We start from the raw sequence: 22,721 nt of genomic DNA on the forward strand, positions 1-22,721 counted from the left end.
TCTAGGCCAGAAACGGGCGCCATACGGAGAGTTGACCGCAGACCACCCGAAGCGGCACTCACACCTTGAGGTATTTACGGAGCGTGACCAGGGCCGCGAGGGAGGGCATCAGGATGCTGCAGACCAGCACCAGCGGCAACACCTTGATGACGTCGCCCCAGCCGAGGAAGTGCACCAGCGGGATCTTGTCCTGCAGCTTCAGACCGTGGTCGATGAGCATGTACCGGCCGGCCATCAGCATGCCGCAGGCCACCCCGCCGCCGACGAGTCCGGCGAAGGCCGCCTCGGCGATGAACGGCATCTGGATGTAGAAGCCCGACGCGCCCACCAGGCGCATGATGCCGGTCTCCCGCCGTCGGCTGAACGCCGAGACGCGCACGGTGTTGATGATCAGCAGCATCGCGACGATCACCATGAAGACCATGGTCCCGAACGCCATCCACGTCATGCCGCCGAGCAGGTCGAAGAGGTTCTTCAGCAACTTGCGCTGGTCCTGCACCTCCTGGACGCCCGGACGGCCGGCGAAGGCGCTGGAGACGACCTGGACCTTCGTCGGGTCCTTGAGCTTGACGCGGTACGACTCCTGCAACTGGTCAGGAGAGAGGGACCCGGCGACCGGCGAGTCCTTGAACTGCTCCTGGTAGTGGGTGTACGCCTCCTGCGCGGACTCGTAGTACACCTTCTCGACGACCGGAAGCTTCTCCAGGTCGGTCTTGATCGCCTTCTTCTGCTCGTCCGTGACGGCGCCCTTGGAGCACGAAGGGGTGCTCTTCACGTCCGCCTTGTTGCAGAGGAAGATCGACACCTGGACCTTGTCGTACCAGTACCCCTTCATGGCGTCGACCTGCTGACTGGCGAGCCAGGCTCCACCGGCCAGGGCGAGCGACAGGGCGACGGAGATGATCACCGCGAAGGTCATGGTGAGATTGCGCCGGAGACCGACGCCGATCTCCGACAGGACGAACTGGGCGCGCATGATGTCCTTTCAGGGGGCTGGTGGCTATGACTACGGAACGGAACCCGGTTCGGTTCAGTGCTGGTAGCCGTAGACACCGCGCGACTGGTCGCGCACCAGTCGCCCCTTCTCGAGCTCGATGACGCGCTTGCGCATCTGGTCGACGATGTTCTGGTCGTGGGTGGCCATCACCACGGTGGTCCCGGTGCGGTTGATGCGGTCCAGGAGCCGCATGATGCCGACCGAGGTCTGCGGGTCGAGGTTTCCCGTCGGTTCGTCCGCGATCAGCAGCATCGGCCGGTTGACGAACGCTCGGGCGATGGCCACGCGCTGCTGCTCACCACCCGACAGCTCCCCCGGCATGCGGTCTTCCTTGCCGGCCAGGCCGACCAGGTCCAGCACCTCGGGGACCGTCTTGCGGATCGTCCCGCGCGGCTTGCCGATCACTTCCAGCGCGAACGCCACGTTCTCCGCGACGGTCTTGTTGGGGAGCAGGCGGAAGTCCTGGAAGACCGTGCCCAGCTGGCGCCGCATCTGCGGCACCTTCCAGTTGGAGAGCCTCGCCAGATCCTTGCCCAGGACGTGCACCATGCCGGTGTCCGTGCGCTCCTCGCGCAGGATCAACCGGAGGAACGTCGACTTTCCGGACCCCGAAGAACCGACGAGGAAGACGAACTCGCCCTTCTCGATCTCCAGCGAGACATCCCGAAGTGCAGGACGGTTCTGCTTGGGGTAGGTCTTGGTGACGCTGTCGAATCGGATCACGTTCGCACCAGTGAGGTAGCCGGATATTGGGGGCGGACAACCGCAGGGGCGGCTCTCCTGGTGTGGGCGACCATACGCGAACGGCACAGGGGCGCGCAGTCCGCGTCCCGGGTTCGTGGGTTTACGCACGGGGCACTGGGGGACAAACCAGGCATCAGGGCCAACGCCTCACTCTGTGAAATCATGCGAGGCGCGCCGATTCCGCCCGAAGCTGGCACAGTGGAGGAACCGAACGGCCCAATGGAGCGTTCACCGGCCGAGGAGGAGATCGCATGACATCCGACCGACTGGTGTGCGCGAACTGTGCCGGCCCCGTCAGCGAGGGCCGCTGCGCGGTCTGCCGCGCCAACCGCGCCCGCCTCCAGCAGGAGAACCCCTGGTCGGCCCTGAGCCCGGCCGCCCTCATCGCGCTCCTGGTGGCCCTACTGGCCGTCGTCCTGGTCGTAGAACACGCCACCTGAGCGGGCACGCCGCGTCAGCGGCGTATATAGGCGACGTACATAGCGTATCGAGCGGCGCACATAGACGTATGTAATGCATTTATATGCATGTATACGTAGGGGCCACCACGCCCCTCCCGAGGCGGCGCTCCGTGAAGCGGCGGGATCCGGGGCCGGAGTTCAGGCGGTGTGGAGCGTGCGTCTGCGGGCGGAGGGGGGCCCGGCGCTGCGCGCCTGCCAGCGGAGCGGTTCGCTGCGCTCCCTCGCCGGGTGGCAAGGTAGAGCGGTTGGGCGGCGAGGCCCGGCGGGAGCGGGGCCGAAGTTCAGGCGATGCGAAGGGGTACGTCTGCGGCGCTGCGCACCTTGACCGGGCGGAGGGGGAGGCCCGGCGCTGCGCGCCTGCCAGCGGAACGGTTCGCTGCGCTCCCTCGCCGGGTGGCGAGGTAGAGCGGTTGCCCGGCGGGAGCGGGGCCGAAGTTCAGGCGATGCGAAGGGGTACGTCTGCGGCGCTGCGCACCTTGACCGGGCGGAGGGGGAAGCCCGGCGCTGCGCGCCTGCCAGCGGAACGGTTCGCTGCGCTCCCTCGCCGGGTGATGGGGTGCTTCGGGCGGGAGGCGCACTGCGGAAGGCGTCCTGGGGTGCGGGGCGTGCTTTTAATCCCCCCTTCCCGCCGAGAAGTGCAACCCGTGGGACTGGGAGTGCCTGGTGGGGCGGGTGAGGCGGGTTCTTGGCCCATGTGGATCACTAGAGACGGCCAGAACTCCGCATAGCGGTACTGCGGCCACCCGAGGTGATCCACTCGCAACAGCCGAGGCCCCAGCAGCCGCACATTCCAACCGCTCCACCCCACCACCCGGCCGGGGAGCGCAGCGAACCCCTTCACTGGCAGGCGCGCAGCGCCGGAGCCTCCCCCCTCCGCCCGGTCAAGGTGCGCAGCACCGCAGACGCACCACTCCACACCGCCTGAACTCCAGCCCCGACCCCGCCGAATCCCGCCGACCAACCGCTCCACCCCACCACCCGGCCGGGGAGCGCAGCGAACCCCTTCACTGGCAGGCGCGCAGCGCCGGAGCCCCCCCTCCGCCCGGTCAAGGTGCGCAGCACCGCAGACGCACCCCTTCGCATCGCCTGAACTCCAGCCCCACTCCCCGGCATCGGCGCGCAGCGGCCAAGGCACGCACGGCGGGACGGCTACGCCGCCACGGCCAGCGTGAACCACACTCCTTTGCCCTCCCCCGCGACCGGCCCCAGCGGCGCGCCCCGGACCGTGCCCCAGTCGTCCGCCAGAGCGGCAACCAGGACCAGACCTCGACCCCCCTCGTCCTCGCCGCGCTCCGCGCGCTCTCCGGCGCCGACGACGGGCGGTTCCGGCGTCCCGTCGTAGATGGTGATCCGCACGTACGCCGCCTCCACCGCGAGCCACAGCAACGACCCGACGCCCTTGGCGTGTTGGTACGCGTTGGTGATCAGCTCGGACGCGCACACTGCCGCCACGTCGACGAGTTGGTGCAACCCGAGCGCCCGCAGCACGGAGGCGACGAAGTCGCGGCCGATGCGGGGTGAGGTGATCAGCGGCGGACAGAACAGCGTGTAGGAGTGCGGCGTCGCGGCATAGCCGTGGGGAGGCGGCCAGGTGACGGCGGCAGGGGTCTGCGGGTTCATGGAACGTCTCGACTTCCGTTACGAGGACCGAATCCGAGCGGCCGGTGGCAATGCCCCTCGCCGAGGCGAGCGGTGCGCTTCCGCCGCGCGGGCGGGGGAGTTGAAGCAGCGGACGACCCTCCGCCGTTGCTGTGAGTTACGCCACAGACTCTAGGGGTAACAGGTGATACGTATCAACTGTTTCCACATACTCGCCCAGACCGCCTTGGACCACACCCGCTGAGGCGGCAGACTTTGCAGCGAGAAGAGGGAAGGACCGCATGCCGCCGAGGATCAACCCCACTGCCCGCCAGGTCCGCCTCGGAACGGAGCTGCGTAAGCTGCGCGAGGCCGCCGGCGTCACCGCACGCGAAACCGCCGCACGCCTCAGCGCCAGTCACACGCAGGTCAGCCATATCGAATCGGGCCGTTTCGGAATCAGCGAAGGCCGGCTCCGCACGCTGGCCGCCTTCTACGTGTGCGATGACGCCGACCTCGTCGACGCTCTCGCGGCCATGGCGAACGAACGCGGCAAGGGCTGGTGGGAGGGGTATCGGGGCGTCCTCGTTCCTCAAGCGCTCGACCTCGCGGAGCTGGAACACCACGCCACGTCCCTGCGCACGCTCCAAGTGCTGCACATTCCCGGCATCCTGCAGACGGAGGACCGGGTGCGCGCCGCCTTCGCCTACGTCAACCCGGATCTGCCCGGGGACGAACTCGAAGCCGAGGTCACCCATCGCATACGGCGGCGCGAGGTGATCGAAGGCGAGGGAGCTCCCGCGTTCGAAGCCGTCGTCCACGAGGCCGCGTTGCGCATCAAGGTGGGTGGCGCGAAGTCGTCCCGGGCCCAGCTCGAACACATCCTGGCGCTGTCGGAACGGGACAACGTGACCGTCCGCGTCATCCCCTTCGACGTGGGACGACTTCGCCGGCGCGGGGTTCTCCATGCTCTACGCGGGCGGTGCGGTCCCGCCACTGGACACGGTCCAACTCGACACGGCCCATGGCAGCATCTTCCTCGATGCGGAAGCCCAGTTGAGGAAGTACCGCAGCCTCTTCGACCGCACCAGAGCCGCGTCCCTCTCCGCTGACGCGTCACGCGATTTCATCCACCGCATCGCGCGGGACATGTGAAAGGCAGAGCAGTGCCCTCATCGATCAGCTGGCAGAAGTCCTCGTTCTCCGGAGGCGCCCAGGGAAACGACTGCGTCGAACTCGGTATATCCGCCGCAGGTTTCCACCTGCGCGAGAGCGACGATCCGGAGGTGTTTCTCACCACCACCCCGGCGGCCCTCCGGGCCTTCCTCCACCGCATCAGGACGAGCACGCCCGCCCCGCGCCCGCCGCTCTAGCCACCGCAGACAGAAGAGGGGCCCGGAGCGCGCCGCCTGCGGGCTCCGGGCCCCTCTTCGGGGTTCTATCTGCTACTGGCGGCCTTGTCAGGCAGCCGTGCGCCGGTTGGTGAGGCGCGGCATCATGCGGAAGCCGATGCCACCGGCGATCATCGTCGCGGCGCCGACCAGCAGGAAGGTGGTCTCGCCGGAACCGGTCTTGGCCAGCTCCTGGTTGGTGCTGCCCTGGGCCACGGGGATGGTGTTGTGGCTGTCGGTGCCGGTGTTGTTGCAGTCGACGCTGTCACCGGTGAGGGTGCAGGCGCCGGTGTCGCCACCGGTGGTGCCGGTGCCGTTGGACGGCGCCGCCGTGGTGGAGCTCGTCGACGGCTTGGTGGTGCCGGTCGTCGGCTTGGTGGTCGTCGGCTTGGTGGTGACCGGCGGAGTCGTCTGCCCCGGCGGAGTCGTCTTCGGCGGAGTCGTCTGGCTCGGCGGCGGGGTGGTCGTCGGCGGCGGGTCCGTCTTCGGCGGAGTCGTCTGGCTCGGCGGCGGGGTGGTGGTCGACGGCGGCGGGTCCGTCGGGGTGCCCGTGGTGGTCTCGCCGTCGCCGGGAGCGGCCACGGAAACGTCCACGGACACGGCCTGGGCCACGCCCACGGCTGTCATGGACGCGCCCGCGGCGATGACCGCGGCGGCGGCTATGCGCGCCAGGCGCAGCCGCGTGTTCTTCTTGCTCATCTGGTAAGTACCCCCAGTAGCGGATCTCTGTAAGTGGAGCAGCTATGGACAGGACGGCAACTCACGTCCGCTCATACGCATGCCGCCCAACACCTTTCCCATAATCCTCGACAGCGTCAAGGTCATTCCAGCCGGAATGCCAGAATTGGGGTTGTTTGCCGGGCAGTTGTGTATGTGGCTGTGACATAAAAATGGCAACTGCCATCCAATGGATGGCAGTTGCCGACAGAACCAGGCGTCCTGAGGACTAGTCCTGGGAAGCCTTCTGCTGGCCCTTGCGCCAGCGGATGCCCGCCTCGATGAAGCCGTCGATGTCACCGTCGAGGGCGCCCTGCGGGTTGCCGACCTCGTAGTCGGTGCGCAGGTCCTTGACCATCTGGTACGGGTGCAGGACGTACGAACGCATCTGGCTGCCCCAGGAGTTCCCGCCGTCGCTCTTGCCGAGCGAGTCCATCAGCGCCTGCTCCTCCTGACGGCGGCGCTCGAGGAGCTTGGCCTGGAGGACGTTCATGGCGCTCGCCTTGTTCTGGATCTGCGAGCGCTCGTTCTGGCACGAGACGACGATGCCGGTGGGGATGTGGGTCAACCGCACCGCGGAGTCGGTGGTGTTGACGCCCTGACCGCCGGGGCCCGACGCGCGGTAGACGTCCACGCGCAGCTCGGACTCGTCGATCTCGAGGTGGTCGGTCTTCTCGACGACAGGGAGGACCTCGACGCCGGCGAACGAGGTCTGGCGGCGGCCCTGGTTGTCGAAGGGCGAGATCCGCACGAGGCGGTGGGTGCCCTGCTCGACGGAGAGGGTGCCGTACGCGTACGGCGCCTTCACCGCGAAGGTGGTCGACTTGATGCCGGCCTCCTCGGCGTAGGAGGTCTCGTAGACCTCCGTCTGGTAACCGTGCCGCTCGGCCCAGCGCAGGTACATGCGCTGGAGCTGCTCGGCGAAGTCGGCGGCGTCCACGCCGCCGGCCTCCGCACGGATGTTGACCAGTGCCTCGCGGGAGTCGTACTCGCCGGAGAGCAGGGTGCGGACCTCGAGCTCGTCGAGCGCCTTGCGGACCGCGGTCAGCTCTTCCTCGGCCTCGGCGAGCGCGTCGGCGTCGCCCTCGTCCTCGGCGAGCTCGAACATCACCGACAGGTCGTCGATACGTCCGCGCAGCTGCTCGGCCTTGCGCAGCTCGGCCTGGAGGTGCGAAAGCTTGCTGGTGATCTTCTGCGCCGCGTCCGGGTCGTCCCAGAGGGACGGCGCCGCGGCCTGCTCCTCGAGAACGACGATATCGGCCCGCATCGCGTCGAGGTCCAGGACGGCCTCGATCGACCCCATGGTCGAGGAGAGGGACTTCAGCTCTTCGGATACATCGACGACTGCCACGGGTCCAGAGTACCGGCTGGTCGAACGGGACGTTCTCGCCCGGTGGCGATCCCGTGGCGCGCGGCTCCCCGCCCGCCGTCCGGCACCCCTGCCTCAGACCCGCGCGGTCGCCCGGGTGAGGGCCCCGGCCGGCGTGCGCACGTACAGCTCCAGGGCTCCCCGGCCGCCGTCCGGCACCCCTGCCTCAGACCTGCGCGGTCGCCCGGGTGAGGGCCCCGGCCGGCGTGCGCACGTACAGCTCCATCACGCGGCCCGACGACGTGACGGCGACCGGAGTGGTGGCCGCGGTGGCGCCCGGGAGGGCGGCGACGGACCACTCCGCGCCGCCGGCCACGGGGCCCGCGGCCTGGGAGAGGCCGCCGGAGGAGGCGGGGGCGAAGGCGTAGACCCGGTCGCCGGCCGCGAGCGGTTCCGGGCGGCCGGCGGCGTCCAGACCCCGCAGGACGACGGTGGGCCGCCAGGCGCCCCCCGAATACGGCAGGCGCAGCACGGCACCGTCGGCCTTGCGGACGACGAACGCGTCCAGGGTCCCCCTGGAGCGGGAGACGAGGCCGGGGGCGGCGGTGATGCGGCCGGGGGTGGGGACCACCGACCAGGCGTTCCACCGGGTGCCGACGAGCGAGGCGGTGACCAGCTCGCCGCCGGAGCGGCCGACGAGGTCGATGCGGCCGGGCTCGGAGGACGCGGCGGCCGGGGCGGCGTCGAACCGGGTGCGCTCGTCGACCTGGTACCACTGGTTCCAGGCCTTGTTGATCATGGTCCGCCGGTAGAGCAGGCCGTCCGTGCCGAGGGCGAACAGGTCCAGACGGCCCGGCGAGGCTGAGACGACGGCCGGGTCGTCGGCGACTCCTATACCCGTCAGGTGCTGCCAGGCGCCGTAGCCACCCGTGGCGCCACGGGTGACGTACCAGACGTCGTCGTCCTCGCCGCGGGCGAAGACGTACGTGGTCCCGGAGACGGTGATCGCGCGCGGGCCGCCGACCAGTTTCACGCGGGGCGCGGGCACCGCGCTGAACGCGGACCAGCGCGGCAGCTCGACCGGGGCGCCGACCGAGCCCTGGGGTGAGGCGGCGCCCGCGGTGGGCGCGGTGGGGTGCGTGGTGGGCGGGGCGGTGCTGGGGTGGTCGTTGTCCGCCGGGGCCTTCGGCCCGGAATCACCGCTCAGCGAGGCGACGCCCCAGCCGCCCAGCCCCGCGACGACCAGCGCGGCGGCGGCCGCCGCGCCCACCCGCACCCGGCGGCGGCGCACGGCGTCGGAGACAGCGCGGTGCCGCGGGCTCGCGGGACGGCCGGCGGCCGCCCCGGCGCCGCCCGGACCGCCGCCGGAGCGGGCGCCCCGGCCGTACGCCGCCAGCTCCTCGGCGGAGGGCAGCTTCATGCTCGTATGGGTGTCGCGGCTGGAGTCGGGGGCCGCGCCGCGCACCAGCGGCACGGCGCCGCGGTGGCTCGGGGGCTCGAACAGCCCGATGTCCTGCTCGTACGGGGTGTCGTCGTCGGCATCGGCCGGGTGCTCGTCCGGCGCGTCCACGTCGATCGGCGGCAGGCCGGCCAGCCGCGGCAGCAGGTCCCGCAGGCGTTCACCCAGCTCACCGGCGGTGAGCCGGGACGCGGGCGACTTGGCGAGGCACTGCGCGAGGAGCTGCCACAGCTCGTCGGGGATGTCCGGCAGCGGTGCGACGGTCTCGGTCACGTGGCGGCGCAGCACGGCGCCGGGGTGACCGCCGCCGAACGGCGTGAAACCGGCCAGCAATTCGTAGAGCACGGTCGCCAGGGCATAAATGTCGACACTCGCGCGCGGCGGGAGGCCCTCGATGATCTCGGGGGCGAGGTAGTCCGGGGTGCCGATGATGCGGGTGGCCCGGGTCCGGCGCGGGGAGTCGACGAGGCGGGCGATGCCGAAGTCCGTCAGGAGCGCGGGTGGCGCACCACCGGGTCCGGTGGGGGCGGCGGAGTCGAGCAGCACGTTCTCGGGCTTGACGTCGCGGTGCACGACGCCGGCCGCGTGCGCGGCGGCGAGGCCGTCCGCCACGTCGGCGGCGATGGCGACGGCGGCCTCGGGGGCGAGCCGGCGCTCGCGCTCCAGGCGGGACCGCAGGTCGGTGCCCCGCACCAGGTCCATGACCAGCGCGAGGTCGGTGCCGTCCACGACGAGATCGCGGATCCCGACGATCTGCGGGTGGTCCAGCGAGAGCAGCGCGGTGCGCTCCTGCACGAAGCGGCCCACGAGGTCCTGGTCGGAGGCGAGGTCCTCGCGCAGCAGTTTGATGGCGACCGGACCCTCGGGGCCCTCACCCAGCCACACCGTGCCGGCGGATCCCCGCCCCAGCACCTGGTGGGCGGTGTACCGGCTGCCGATCTTCCTTGCCAAGGCCTGCTCCGACTCCTCCGACGGTCCGTCGTGCCGCATGGCGGCACTGTCGCGTTGGCGACAAAACTACGCGGCTCGGCGGCCGTTCGGGGGGCCGGTGTGCGGTGACGTGTGCTTCTGCAACGGAAATCACCCGCCAGGTGTCGACAAGTCGGCAGCATGGTGCGCGATACGGGGGTCGAACGCACGCGTGACGGGGTCGCGTGCGGGCATGCCGGGACCCGGATGGCGCACGCGAAAGATCACTGGAAAGTCAGCGGAAGGTCGGTGGCGGGCGGGGGATCGACGTCCGCCGGGACGTGGCCGGGGTCAGTTCCCCGACCCCGCCACCTCGTTGACCTTGTCCCAGGCGGTGCTGATCCAGCCCGTCGTGGTGTCCCAGAGGTTCTGGCCGCTGTCGACCCACTCCGGGAGCGGCGTGGTGTACCAGACCACCACAAAGATGACGATCAGTACGAGAATCGACGTCAGACAGCCCTTGAGGCAGCCCAGGCCCGGGATCTTCATCGGGTTGGCGCCGCGCGGCCGCGGTTCGCGCCGGGGCTGGGGCTCCGGCGGCCGCTGCGGCTCGTACCGCTGCGGCTGCGGCTGCTGGTAGCGCGGCTGGGCCTGCTGCTGCGGCTGTTGCGGCTGCTGCTGGTACCGCGGCTGCGGCCGGGACGGCTGCTGCGGCGCGTACCCCTGCTGCCCCTGGCCCTGTTGCCCCTGACCCTGCTGGTACTGCCCCTGACCCTGCTGGTACTGGTTCTGGCCCTGCTGACCCTGCTGGTACTGACCCTGCTGACCCTGCTGCTGGCCGCCGGGCTGCCGTCGCGGCCTGCGCCGCAGCGGGTCCTGTTCCGGGTCGAGGTACTGCAGCTCCGTCTGCTCGCCGCGCCGGCGGGCCGCGCTGAGCTGGGACTGCCAGGGGTGCGGGCCCTGCTGGTCCGGGGCGCCCTGCGGCGGCCCGTCGGGCACCGGCGGCATGACGCGCGTGCCGTCGGCACCGGGCCCGGCCGGGCCGGTGAGCGGCAGCACGCCGGTCGCGCCGTTCGGGTCGTAGCGGTGCGAGGGCAGCACCTGGGTCGGGTCGGCGCTGCCAGGGACGGTGGTCGGCGCGAGGTCGGGGCCGAGCAGCGCGGCGACGCCGAGCGCCGCCTCCGCCTCGGCGGGGGTCGCGTGCACGCCGATGCCGGCGGCGGCCACCCGCAGCGCGCGGGCCAGGTTCTCGGCGCTGGGCCGCTCTTCCGGGTTCTTGCGCAGGCAGCGCTCGATGACCGTCCACAGCGGTTCCGGCACGTTGCCGGGGCGCACCGGGTCCTGGCTCAGGTGCGCGTGCAGCACCTCCAGCGCGTTGTCGCCGCGGAACGGCGCACGGCCGGTGACCAGCTCGTAGAGCAGGATGCCCGCGCCGTACAGGTCGACGGCGGACGTCTGCGGCTTGCCCTGCGCGGACTCCGGCGCGACGTAGGCCGGGGTGCCGACGAACTCGTGGGTGCGGGTGATGCCGGGCGAATCGGCCAGACGGGCGATGCCGAAGTCGGTGAGCATCGGGTGCATGTGCGGGCTGCCGTCGTCGCCGTAGGTGGTGGCGAGCAGCACGTTGGCGGGCTTGAGGTCGCGGTGCACCACCGCCGTCGGCGTGGCTGGCGGCGAGCGCGTCGGCGACGGCGGCCGTCAGCAGGGCGGCACCGACCGACGAGAACGGGCCGTTCTCGCGGAGGTACCGGTGCAGGTCCGGGCCGTCGACGAGGTCCATCACCAGGGCGAGCAGATCACCCTCGACCACCAGGTCCCTGACCCGGACGATGTGCGGGTGACGCAGGCGTACGAGTACGGCGCGCTCGCGCAGGAAGCGCATCACGATGTCGGGATCGCTCGCGAGTTCTTCCTTGAGCACCTTGATCGCGACGACGCCGTCCTCGTCGCGCACCCGGGCGCGCCAGACGGTCCCCGTGGCCCCGCGTCCGAGTACCTCCTCGAGGAGGTACTTGCTGCCTACCGGCCGCACGTCATGCGCTCCCTGGTCTTGGTGGTGCTTCGTGGTACCCGGTGGAGGCGGTACCCGGTGGATCCCTGCTCCGCCGCGACCCGTCGGGCCCGACCGTGCCAACTGTAGTGCGGACGGCCGCGGCGGCCCGCTGCCGACCGCGTACACGGGACGCGTGTGGCCGCGTGTGAGCGCGTGGGGCCGCAGGTACGGAGTGCGGAGCTCGGGAGTAGGACGCGGCCGACCACTGCTTGGTTGCCCCGCAATCATTTCTCATAGCGACAAGCAGCACCTTTCCGGTCAACAACTGATCATTCAAGATCACTACTGTCAGGACCGGGGGCGGGTTGTCGGTGGCAGGTGGGAGGATGCATCCCGTACGGGTGTGACGGGGCAACAGGGGCCCGCCCGCTTGTGCTTGTACGTGTCGACGCGCCCGTGCGCGGTGGGGAGCTTCCTGCCAGGCATCCGGGCAGAAGGGACCGCGGACGAGATGCAGATCCGGCTGACCGTCCTCGGGCCGCGCAGCGGCCGAGCGGGACGCACCTGCGACGTGCTGGTCACCGCGCCCGCGGGCACCGCGCTGAGCGCCGTTTCCGGAGCGCTCGCGTCCGGCGCCGGCGACGGCCGGCCCGCGCGCTCCTCGGGCTCCTCCGTCGCGCTCTACTCGGGCGCCGAGCGGCTCGACCCCGGCTCCCTGCTCGGCATGCCACCCCTCGTGGACGGCGCCGTGCTGTCCCTGCACACCCCCGCCGAGCAGCACGCGGAGCCGCCGTCGGGCACGTCCGCCCCGGCCCGGCTGTGCGTCGTCGGCGGTCCCGACTCCGGCGGCGTCCATCTGCTGCAGGGCGGTCAGGTCAGGATCGGCCGCTCTGCCGAGGCCGACGTCCCGCTGGACGACCCCGACGTCTCCCGGCTGCACTGCGCGGTCACCGTCGCCGCCGACGGCCGGGTGACCGTAGCCGACCTCGGCTCGACCAACGGCACCACCGTCGACGACCGCCCCGTCGGGGAGCGGCCGGTCACGCTGGCTCCCGGCGCCCTGCTGCGGATCGGCGAATCCACCCTCCATGTGGAACCCGGCCCGCGCGAGGCCGCCCTCCCGGCGGCGCCCGACAGTGAGGGCCATCTACGGGTCGCCCTCCCCACCGGGAGCGCGAGCGCGGCCGGACGGGCCGGCGGAGCGGCACGGGCGGGCGGCGGCCACGGCTCCGCCCCGCAACCCGGCCCCCGCCCGCAGTTCGCGCCCGCCGGCCACCCGGCTTCCGAAACGCCCCCCGGTTCGCCGCAGCCGCCGCAGCCGCCGCGCCCGCCCGCCCGGAACCCCGTCCCGCCCTCCCGCCGGCTCGACACCCCGCACAGCGGTTCGCACGGCTACGCGGACGACCGCGCCGCGGGGTCGGATGAGGCCGTGACGTACGGCCGCGGCGAACGGCTGCGGCCGGACGACACGGTGCGGGTCCCCCGCCCGCCGCAGCCTCCGCAGCCCGGTGGCGGGCGGGTCGCGGGGACCATAGGAGCCTGGGCCCGGCGGCTGGCGGCCGGCCGGAGCGGCGCGGCGGCCCAGGGCGCGGACGGCGCCCGGCTGTCCGCCGAGGCGGCCGCGCTGCGCGAGCGCTGGCCCGACCCGGCCACCGTGCTGCTCACCGCGCTCGGTCCGGGCCGCAGGCTGTGGGAGCGCGGACCCGACCATCCGGACGCGTTGACGCTGCGGCTGGGCACCGCCGATCTGCCGTCGGAGGACGGCGCGGGCACCCTGCGCTCCGTCCCCTTCACTGTCGACCTGCGCGATCCGCACACCTTCGCGCTCGGCCTCGCCGGCCCCCGGCCCCGGCTGGTCGGGCTGGCCCGCGCGGTGCTGGCGCAGGCCTGCGCGCTGCACTCCCCCAGCACGCTTGAGCTCGTCCTGATCAGTGCGGACCGCTCCCGCGGCGCCGAGCAGCGGGCCGACGAGTGGTCCTGGCTCAACTGGCTGCCGCAGCTGCGTCCGGCGCACGGCCAGGACTGCCGGCTGCTGCTCGCCCTCGACCGCGAGCAGGCGGCGGCGCGGATCACCGAGCTCGCCCGCCGGCTGGAGGAGGGGCCGCTGGGCTCCGGCTGGGCCGGAGCCGCGCCGGAAGCCGTCGCTGAGGCCGCGGCCCGCCGCGAGGGCCCGTTCACCCTCGTCGTCGTGGACGGCGACCCCGGCTCCGCGACGCTGCGCGACACCCTCGGCCGGATAGCCGCCGTGGGTCCCTCCGTCGGCGTGCACGTGCTGTGTCTGGCCGAGGCGCCGGACCGGCTCGCGACGGAGTGCGGCGCCGTCGCCCAGCTGTCCGGTGATGTGGCGACGACCCTGCGGATGGATCCGTACGGGCCGGCGCAGGTCGTCGTGGACGCGGTGTCGCCCGCGTGGGCGGAGCGCTTCGCGCGGGCGCTCGCGCCACTTCGGGAGACGGACACGGCGGCGCCGCGCGCCCGCAACGCGCTTCCGCGTGCCGTGCGGCTGCTGGACGCGCTGGATCTGGCGCTGGCCACCCCCGCGAAGATCACCACCCGCTGGGACGGCACCTCGGACGAACAGGAGACCGGCCGGCCGGGACACGAAGCCCGGGAAACCGACCGGCCGGCCCTCACCGGGTACGCACGGGCCGGGGGACGGGCGCTGGCGGTGCTGGGCACCGGCTCCGGCGGCAAGGTCGTCGTGGACCTGACGGCCGAGGGACCGCATCTGATGGTGGGCGGCGCCGCCGGCTCGGGGAAGACCGAGCTGCTGCGCTCGATCGCCTCCGCGCTAGCCGCCGCCGAGCGGCCGGACCGGCTGGCGCTGGTCCTGGTCGACGGCGCGGGCACCGAACGCGGCGAAGGCCTGCGCGCGGTCACCGACCTGCCGCACGTCTCGACGTACCTGGCGGCGTCCGACCCCACCCGCATGCGCGAGTTCGCCCAGGCGCTCGGCGCGGAGCTCAAGCGCCGCGAGGAGCTGCTGGGCGGCCAGGGTTTCGCGCAGTGGCACGCGGACCGGCTGGTGACCTTGCCCCGGCAGTCGGCGGCGCGCGGCGACGGGCTGCGGGGCGACGGCTCGCGGGGTGACGGCCGCAAGCCGTCCGAGCAGGGCGCGCTGCGCGTCCAGACCCGCAGTGACGCCGCGCTCCCCCGGCTGGTGATCGTGGTCGACGACTTCGACGCGCTGGTCGCGCCGGGGCTCGGCAGCCCGGGCCGCCCCGCGGCCGGTTCCGTCGTGCGGGCGCTGGAGGCGGTGGCGCGCGAGGGCGAGCGGCTCGGGGTGCACCTGGTCGCGTCGACCGGGCGCCCGGAGCGCACCTCGGGGACCGAGGCGGACGAACGGTCGCGGCTGCGGATCGCGCTGCGCACCGAGGATCCCGCGTCGGCCGCCCTGCTCGTCCACGTCGAGGACCCGGCGGGTCTCGACGAGGCGGTGCCGGGGCGCGGCTATCTGCGCCGTCCCGGCGGCGCGGTGGCGCCGTTCCAGGCGGGCCGGGTCAGCGGACGCATCCCCCGTACGGCGACGTTGCGGCCCACGGTCGTGCCGCTGGAGTGGGAACGGATGGGCGACCCGCCCACGCGGCGCCCGCTGCGCGAACTCGGCAACGGACCGACAGACCTGGCGCTGCTCGCCAGCGCTCTGCAGCGGGCCGCCGAGTCCGCGGGGGCGGCCCTGCCCCGACCCCTGATGTGACGGATGCGCGGCGGATGTGACGGATGCGCGACCGCGGGCGCCCGCGCGAACCGCCGGCTCGGCGGTTCGCCCGGGGGGCCCAGAATTCGCGTGTTCAAACCCCGCTGACGCCGCATCACGTCAAGGTCACGATCACCCCCTATACCCCGCTCATGCCCTTGCGTCGCCGTTCCGCGCGGGCGTAGGACAGACGGACCGGACCGAGGGGATGAGCAGATGCGTACATTCAGCACGCGCACGCACAACCACCAGGCACGAACCGCGCTGGCCGTGGTGACGGCCGCCGCACTGGCGCTCACCGCGGCCGGCTGCGGCAGTGATGACAAGAAGGACGCGGGGCCGTCCTCCGGCGCTCCGTCGGCGTCGTCGTCAGGGCTCCAGTTGCCGGATCTGAAGGGCCAGAAGCTCGAGGTGGCCGCGGTGTGGACCGGCGCCGAGCAGAAGAACTTCCGGAAGGTGCTGGACGAGTTCCAGAAGCGCACCGGCGCGACGGTCACGTTCGTCCCGACCGGTGACAGCACCTCCACCTTCCTGGGGACGAAGATCCAGGGCGGGGCGCCGCCGGACGTGGCGTTCCTGCCGCAGGTCGGCGTGTTGCACCAGTTCGCGGACAAGGGGTGGATCAAGCCGATCGGCCCCGAGGCCCAGGCCCAGCTGACCAAGAACTTCTCGAAGGGCTGGCAGGACCTCGGCGCCTACCAGGGCAAGCAGTACGGGGTCTACGCCAAGGCCGCCAACAAGTCGCTGGTCTGGTACAACGCCGCGGCCTTCCAGCAGGCGGGGGTCAGCGAGCCGAAGACCTGGGACGACTTCCTCAAGGCGGCGGAGACCGTCTTCGAGTCGGGCACACCGCCGGTATCGGTCGGCGGCGCCGACGGCTGGACCCTGACCGACTGGTTCGAGAACGTCTACCTCAGCCAGGCGGGCCCCGAGAAGTACGACCAGCTCGCCCAGCACAAGATCAAGTGGACCGACCCGTCCGTCAAGGACGCGCTGACCACGCTCGCCGGGCTCTTCGGCAAGAAGGACCTGGTCGCGGGTGGCCAGACCGGCGCTCTGCAGACCGACTTCCCGAAGTCGATCTCGCAGACGTTCACCGGCACCCCGCCGGGCGCCGCGATGGTCTACGAGGGCGACTTCTCCGCCGCGGTGATCTCCTCCAGCACCAAGGCGAAGGTCGGTACCGACGCCAAGGTGTTCCCCTTCCCGGCCGTCGGCAGCGGCAAGGCGCCGGTGGTCAGCGGTGGTGACGTCGCGGTGATCCTGAAGGACGGCAAGGGTGCCCAGGCGCTGCTGACCTTCCTCGCCTCGACCGACGCGGCGAAGGTGTGGGCGTCGTCCGGCGGATACGTGTCGCCGAACAAGTCGCTGGACGTGGCGGCCTACCCCGACGACGTCTCCCGGAAGATCGCGCAGGCGCTGATCTCGGCGGGCGACGACTTCCGCTTCGACATGTCCGACCAGGCACCCGCCGCCTTCGGCGGCACCAAGGGCGAGGGCGAGTGGAAGGACCTGCAGGACTTCCTGGTGAAGCCCACCGACGTGGCGGGCGCGCAGGCCAAACTCGAAGCGGACGCCGCCAAGGCGTACAAGAACTGAGGCGCCGATGGCCTCGACGGTGACCACGGGGGGCGCGGCCGCGGCCGGCCCACCCCCCGTGAAGCGCAAGAGTCTGCTGGGCACCCGCCCCGGGGTGGCGCTGGCCTTCCTGCTGCCCGCGCTGCTGCTGCTGGGCGCGCTGGTGGTGTACCCGATCGGGTACACCGTCCAGCGCAGCTTCTTCGACGCGGACAACTCGGCGTTCGTCGGCCTGAAGAACTTCGGCGAGGTCTTCACCGACCACGCCAATCTGACGGCCGTCAAGAACAACGCCATCTGGGTGATCGTCGCTCCGGTGGTGGCCACCGTGCTGGGCCTGATCTTCGCGGTGCTGACCGAACGGGTCTCCTGGGGAACGGCGTTCAAGCTCGTCGTCTTCATGCCGATGGCGATCTCGATGCTGGCCGCGGGGATCATCTTCCGGCTGGTGTACGAGAACGATCCCGACCGCGGCGTCGCCAACGCCGTCGTGGTCGGGATCCACGACACGTTCGCCGAGGCGTCCGCCTATCCGGGTGCCCGACCGCGTCCGAACGCGGATCTCGCGCCGACGGCCGGCGGCTCGTTCACCACCAAGGCGCAGGCGCAGCCGGGCACGTCGGCGGCGCTGCCGCTGATCGGGATCCCGCCGAACAAGATCCCGGGCGACGCGCAGGACGCGAAGGCGGCCGCGCCCGCCGCGGACGGCGGGGTCTCGGGCACCGTGTGGCTGGACTTCAAGGCCGGTGGCGGCGGGAAGGCCGGTGCGATCGACCCGGGCGAGAAGGCGCTGCCCGGCGTCAAGGTCGAGGCGGTGAAGGACGGGAAGGTGGTCGCGTCGGCGAAGTCCGGTGACGACGGCACGTTCACGCTGCCGGCCTCGGCCGCCGGGGCCAATCTGCGGCTGCCCGCGTCCAACTTCGCCACCCAGTACAACGGGGTGGACTGGCTCGGTCCGAGCCTGGTCACGCCGTCGATCATCGTCTCCTACATCTGGATGTGGGCGGGGTTCGCGATGGTGCTGATCGCGGCCGGCCTGGCGGGCGTGCCGCGGGAACTGCTGGAGCAGGCCCGGGTGGACGGCGCGAACGAGTGGCAGGTGTTCCGGAAGATCACCGTGCCGCTGCTGGCACCGGTGCTGGTGGTGGTCCTCATCACGCTGATGATCAACGTGCTGAAGATCTTCGACCTCGTCTACATCATCGCGCCCGGCGCCTCGCAGAACGACGCCAACGTGCTCGCTCTGCAGCTGTACCTGAAGTCCTTCGGCGGTGGCAACGACCAGGGCGTCGGCAGTGCGATCGGCGTCCTCCTGCTGCTGCTCGTCCTGCCCGTGATGATCTTCAATATCCGGCGGCTGCGCAGAGAGGCACGACGATGAGCGCGATCGCGGCGAAACTCGCCTCCTGGGTCAGCGGGGGCGCGGTACGCGTCTTCCTCATCGTGGTCGCGCTCTTCTGGCTGCTGCCGACCATCGGCCTCCTGCTGTCCTCCCTGCGCGACCCCACGGACATCGCGGCGTCCGGCTGGTGGAAGGTGTTCAGCGCGCCCTCCGAGCTCACCGTCTCCAACTACAAGTCGCTGCTCAGCAACGACACCGTCGTCAACTCGCTGCTCAACACCATCCTGATCACCGTCCCCACCACGCTGCTCGTCGTCGTCATCGGCTCGCTGGCCGGCTACGCCTTCGCGTGGATGGACTTCCGCGGCCGCGACTGGTGGTTCCTGGCCGTGGTGGGGCTGCTGGTGGTCCCCGTCCAGGTGGCGCTGATCCCGGTCGCCCAGCTCTTCGGGAAGATCGGCATCTTCGGCGACATCACCGGTGTCGTGCTCTTCCACACCGCCTTCGGCCTGCCGTTCGCGATCTTCCTGCTGCGAAACTTCTTCGCCGAGATCCCGCGCGAACTGCTGGAGGCGGCGCGGCTGGACGGAGCCGGCGAGCTGCGGCTCTTCACCACCGTGATCATGCCGCTGGGCGGCCCCGCCATCGCCTCGCTGGGCATCTTCCAGTTCCTGTGGGTGTGGAACGACATGCTGGTGGCGCTGATCTTCGCCGACAGCGACTCGCAGCCGATCACCGTCGCCCTGCAGCAGCAGGTCCGGCAGTTCGGCAGCAACATCGACATCCTCGCGCCGGGCGCGTTCGTGTCCATGGTCGTCCCGCTCGTGGTGTTCTTCGCCTTCCAGCGGCAGTTCGTCTCGGGGGTGATGGCCGGCGCCGTGAAGTAGCCGCGGTCAGTGGGCGCGGGGCGGCGCGCCATCACTCAGGGCATGCGACCGGCTACGCTGTGTGGAGCAGGCAGCCACGCCGGGTCGCGCAGGACCGGCGACGGGAGGGGACGGGCTCGAAGAGCCCGTCCCCTGCACCCAACCCCGCCCGAAAGGCCCGAGCCACCGTATGACGCCCCGACTGACCGTCGTCGTCCCCGTCCACAACGTCGAGCGGTATCTGGAGGATTGCCTCCGGTCGGTCGCGGAGCAGACGCTGGACGCCCTCGACGTGGTGATGGTCGACGACGGTCCCGCGGACCGCACCCCGGAGATCGCGCGGCGGTTCGCCGAGAGAGACCGGCGCTTCCGCCTGGTCCGGGCCGCCCGTCCGGAGACCCGGGGCCTCGGTCACGCGCGCAACGCCGGAGCCGGGCAGGCGGATCCCCGCACCACGTACCTGACCTTCCTCGACGGTGACGACACCCTCCCGCCGCGCTGGTACGAGAAGTTGGTGACCCTGCTGGACCGCTCGGGCGCGGAGTTCGCGACCGCCTTCCCGGCCGTCGGCACCGGAACCGCGCCGTGGGCGGACCGTTCGGCGACGAACAAGGTGTTCCGTCGCACCTTCTGGGACCGGCACGCGCTCGCCTTCCCCGAAGACGTCCGCCACGAGGACAGCGCGGTCACGATCCGCGCGCATGTCCTCGCCGAGACCGTCGACGTCCTGCACGAGCGCAAAGGCGAACGGGGCAGCCGCCGTTCGACCGTTCGCCGCACCGACGTCCAGGACCTCCGGGACCGCTTCGCCGCCGTCGACGGCGTCAGCCGTTTCCTCGACACGTCGGCACCGGCACGCAAGAAGCTCTACGACCGCTCCGTCCTCGCCGATGACCTGCCGGACTGCGCGACGGCGCTGCCGGCGGCCGGCCCCGAGTACCGGGAGGTCTTCATGGACCGCGCCCGGGACTTCCTCGCCCGTGTCGACCCCGCGCTCCACGGCGAACTCCCGGTGGCACTGCGGATCAGGTATCACCTCGTCCGCGAGGGCAGGCTCGACGACCTGCTCGCCCTGCTGGCGCACGAGGCGCGCAACCACGGCGGCTTCGCCGTCACCGGCCCCCCGTTCCGCAGGCGCGCCGAGATCCCCGTCGCCGCGGGCGCCGGTGGCATGATCCGGGCTGCCGCACGACGTGGCCGCGCTGTCCGCGGCCGACCTCCCCGTACGGTCGCGGCTCCTCGAAACGCGCTGGCAGGACGGCAAACTCGTCCTCAGGGGCTACGCGTACATCCGGAACCTGGACGCGTCCGTCCGGCGCAGGTCCCTGAAGGCCGCGGTGCTGACCTCGGGCCGCCGCAGGCTCCTGCTCCCCCTGCGAACCGTGCCGGCCCCGGAGGCCACGGACGCCTCGGACCAGGAGCAGCACTGCTACGACTGGTCCGGCTTCGAGATCACCGTCGACCCCGCGCGGCTGCGCCGCGGCGGGCGGTGGAGTGCCGGCCAGTGGCGGATCGGCGTCACCGTGGCGACCTCCGGCGTCGTCAGGACCACCGAGGTGCGCGCGGGGGACACCGGCTCGGCCGCCTCTCCGGCACCGCTCCCCCTGGGCGACGGGATGCGCCTCGTCCCGTCCTTCGACGCGGGCCGGCTGCGGCTGGGCGTCGAACCGGTCGACGTCCGGCTCGCCGGCCACCGGGCGCTGGACGACGACACCGTCGAACTCCGCACCCTCAACGGGGGCAAGGAGCAGCCGCACACCCTGCGGCTGACGCATCGTGCCTCCGGCACGTTCCTCGAGTACCCCGCCGTCTGCCGCCCGGCCGATCCCGCGGGGCAGCCCGGCAGCGTCGTCACCTCCAGGTTCTCCCTCGCCGACCTGACGGCCGCCCGTGCCGCCTTCGACGCGGAGGCCCACGAAGCCCCCGAAGCCCCCGGGGGCAGCGTGGTGTGGGACGTCGCCTTCACCCTGACCGACGGATCGACCCGGATCGCCGTCGACCCGTCCGCGCCCCAGGGCCGTTACGCCGGCGGCCCCGGCCGTGAGCTGGTGCTCGGGGCCACCCCGGCCGGCGACCTGGAGCTGCGGGACCGCACGCCCCGACCGGTGGCCGACCACGTGGAGGTGCTGGCGGACGGCTCGCTCCTCATCGAGGGCGAACTGCCGGCCGCGACCGCCGCGGGCGCCGAACTGGTGCTGCGGCACGGCACGCACCGGGCGCGGACCGTCTTCCCGGTCACCTCGCACGGGGACCGCTTCAGCATCACCTTCCGGCCGGTGGAGGCAGCGCCGGCCGAGGGCCGCTGGCACCTCCACCTGCGCACGAAAGCCGCCGAAGACGCCGAACGCCGCACGGCGGACGCCGAAACCCCCGTCCATGTGGCCCCCTCCGCCTTCCCCGCCCTCCCCCTCCTCCTCGCCGGCGGCGACCTCGCACTCGACCGGCACCGCCACGACCGGCTGTTCCTCGACGCCGGCCCCGCCGTGGCGCCGGAGGACCGCGGCCCCTACCGCGGGCGGCTGCTGCGCGAGCGGCACTATCCGCGGTCCCGCGCCCGCGCGCTGCGCGACACCGTCCTCTACAGCAGCTTCGAGGGCCGCCAGTATTCGGACTCGCCGCGCGCCGTGCACGAGGAGCTGGTGCGCCGGGACGCCGCCCTGGACCACCTGTGGGTGGTCCGCGACGCCCGCGTGCAGCTGCCTCCGACGGCCCGTGCCGTCATCCACGGCAGCGCGGCGTGGCATGAGGCGCTCGCCCGCACCCGTCACCTCGTCACCAACACCCACCTGCCCGCCTGGTTCGAGCGGCGCAACGGCCAGCGGGTCCTGCAGACGTGGCACGGCACGCCCCTCAAGCGCATCGGGCACGACCTGGCCGGAACCCTGTGCGCCGACCTGCCCCACCTGTGGCCGCAGCCCGGCCGCGGTCACCAGTGGGACGTGCTGATCTCCCCGAACCCGTACAGCACCCCGCTGCTGCGCCAGGCGCTCGGTTACGACGGCGAGGTCGTCGAGACCGGGCTGCCGCGCACCGACGTGCTCTTCGCCGACGACCGGGACAAGCTCGCCGAGGAGGTCCGCAACCGGCTCGGCCTGCCGGCGGGCAAGCGGGTCGTCCTGTACGCCCCGACGCAGCGTGACGACCGGGTGTACGACGACCGGCACTACCGGCTGGACCTGGCTCTGGACCTGGCCGCCGCCGAGTCGGCGCTCGCCGCCGACCACGTGCTCCTGGTGCGCGCGCACCCGCTGGTCGCGGACCGGGTTCCGGTCAACGGCGGCGGGTTCGCCCGCGACGTGTCCGGCTACCCGGACCTCGCGGAGCTGCTGCTGGTCGCGGACGTCCTCGTCACCGACTACTCGTCCGTCATGACGGACTTCGCGAACACCGGGCGCCCCATGCTGTTCCTCACGCCGGACCTGGACCACTACCGGGACACCGTCCGCGGCTTCTACCTCGATTTCGAGGGCCGGGCGCCCGGACCGCTCCTGCGCGGCACCGACGACCTGATCGGCGCACTGCGGGATCTGGACTCCGTCACCCGCGAGAGTGCGGAGAGGTACGCCCGTTTCCATACCGCCTTCTGCCCCCTGGATGACGGTCTGGCCGCCTCCAGGGTCGCTGACCTGCTACTTTCCGATCGCGCCTGAGGTCCGGCACTCCGCCGTGCCCATCGGCCC

At 72.1% G+C, this 22,721-nt stretch carries 12 protein-coding genes and 4 pseudogenes; 9 read left to right on the forward strand and 7 right to left on the reverse strand.

Annotated elements, in window-relative coordinates; genetic code table 11:
- Positions 1-58: 58 nt before the first annotated feature.
- A complete protein-coding gene (ftsX, locus tag M2266_RS13625; RefSeq protein WP_277438439.1) occupies positions 59-976 on the reverse strand; it encodes a permease-like cell division protein FtsX in 918 nt (305 codons plus the stop codon).
- Between the two features lie 54 nt (positions 977-1,030).
- The gene (gene ftsE / locus M2266_RS13630) at positions 1,031-1,720 is read right to left on the reverse strand and encodes a cell division ATP-binding protein FtsE (protein ID WP_138357585.1); all 690 of its coding nucleotides are present in this window, start codon (positions 1,718-1,720) and stop codon (positions 1,031-1,033) included.
- Between the two features lie 272 nt (positions 1,721-1,992).
- On the opposite strand from ftsE, the gene M2266_RS13635 reads away from it, so the two are divergent.
- Positions 1,993-2,181, forward strand: a complete 189-nt coding sequence (locus M2266_RS13635; RefSeq protein ID WP_269269912.1) for a hypothetical protein — start codon at positions 1,993-1,995, stop codon at positions 2,179-2,181.
- A gap of 1,170 nt (positions 2,182-3,351) precedes the next feature.
- Here M2266_RS13635 and M2266_RS13640 read toward each other — a convergent pair.
- Positions 3,352-3,822 (reverse strand): ATP-binding protein, encoded by a 471-nt coding sequence (locus M2266_RS13640; RefSeq protein WP_277438440.1) that lies wholly within the window; start codon positions 3,820-3,822, stop codon positions 3,352-3,354.
- A gap of 260 nt (positions 3,823-4,082) precedes the next feature.
- On the opposite strand from M2266_RS13640, the pseudogene M2266_RS13645 reads away from it, so the two are divergent.
- Positions 4,083-4,935, forward strand: a pseudogene (locus tag M2266_RS13645) (helix-turn-helix transcriptional regulator).
- Positions 4,936-4,946: 11 nt separating this feature from the next.
- Positions 4,947-5,153 carry a DUF397 domain-containing protein gene (locus M2266_RS13650; protein ID WP_277438441.1) on the forward strand — a complete coding sequence of 69 codons (207 nt, stop codon included), beginning with the start codon at positions 4,947-4,949 and terminating at the stop codon, positions 5,151-5,153.
- An 87-nt stretch (positions 5,154-5,240) separates the two neighbouring features.
- Here M2266_RS13650 and M2266_RS13655 read toward each other — a convergent pair whose 3' ends face one another.
- From M2266_RS13655 to M2266_RS13670, 4 genes and pseudogenes are all read right to left on the reverse strand, one after another.
- Positions 5,241-5,870 carry an LPXTG cell wall anchor domain-containing protein gene (locus tag M2266_RS13655; RefSeq protein ID WP_277438442.1) on the reverse strand — a complete coding sequence of 210 codons (630 nt, stop codon included), beginning with the start codon at positions 5,868-5,870 and terminating at the stop codon, positions 5,241-5,243.
- Between the two features lie 247 nt (positions 5,871-6,117).
- Positions 6,118-7,239: a peptide chain release factor 2 gene (prfB, locus tag M2266_RS13660; RefSeq protein WP_277438443.1), complete on the reverse strand. Its 1,122-nt coding sequence runs from the start codon at positions 7,237-7,239 to the stop codon at positions 6,118-6,120.
- 1,153 nt (positions 7,240-8,392) lie between these two features.
- Positions 8,393-9,607 (reverse strand): annotated as a pseudogene (locus tag M2266_RS13665) (serine/threonine-protein kinase); the annotation flags it as partial.
- A gap of 309 nt (positions 9,608-9,916) precedes the next feature.
- Positions 9,917-11,597, reverse strand: a pseudogene (locus M2266_RS13670) (protein kinase).
- Between the two features lie 472 nt (positions 11,598-12,069).
- Between M2266_RS13670 and M2266_RS13675 the strand changes: the two are divergent.
- The 6 genes and pseudogenes from M2266_RS13675 (at position 12,070) to M2266_RS13695 (ending at position 22,691) form a co-directional block, all read left to right on the forward strand.
- A complete protein-coding gene (locus M2266_RS13675) occupies positions 12,070-15,255 on the forward strand; it encodes an FtsK/SpoIIIE domain-containing protein (RefSeq protein ID WP_277438444.1) in 3,186 nt (1,061 codons plus the stop codon).
- A gap of 216 nt (positions 15,256-15,471) precedes the next feature.
- The gene (locus M2266_RS13680; RefSeq protein WP_277438445.1) at positions 15,472-16,854 is read left to right on the forward strand and encodes an extracellular solute-binding protein; all 1,383 of its coding nucleotides are present in this window, start codon (positions 15,472-15,474) and stop codon (positions 16,852-16,854) included.
- A 7-nt stretch (positions 16,855-16,861) separates the two neighbouring features.
- Complete coding sequence (locus tag M2266_RS13685; RefSeq protein WP_277438446.1) at positions 16,862-18,214, forward strand: sugar ABC transporter permease; 1,353 nt, start codon at positions 16,862-16,864, stop codon at positions 18,212-18,214.
- Positions 18,211-19,062 (forward strand): carbohydrate ABC transporter permease, encoded by an 852-nt coding sequence (locus tag M2266_RS13690; protein WP_277438447.1) that lies wholly within the window; start codon positions 18,211-18,213, stop codon positions 19,060-19,062. The genes M2266_RS13685 and M2266_RS13690 overlap by 4 nt, the downstream gene beginning before the upstream one ends.
- 169 nt (positions 19,063-19,231) lie before the next feature.
- A pseudogene (locus M2266_RS32330) lies at positions 19,232-19,582 on the forward strand (glycosyltransferase family 2 protein); the annotation flags it as partial.
- Positions 19,583-20,234: 652 nt separating this feature from the next.
- Positions 20,235-22,691, forward strand: a complete 2,457-nt coding sequence (locus tag M2266_RS13695; protein ID WP_346780890.1) for a CDP-glycerol glycerophosphotransferase family protein — start codon at positions 20,235-20,237, stop codon at positions 22,689-22,691.
- Positions 22,692-22,721 lie beyond the last annotated feature (30 nt).

It is taken from the genome of Streptomyces sp. SPB162 (genome assembly GCF_029504575.1).
Lineage (GTDB): Bacteria > Actinomycetota > Actinomycetes > Streptomycetales > Streptomycetaceae > Actinacidiphila.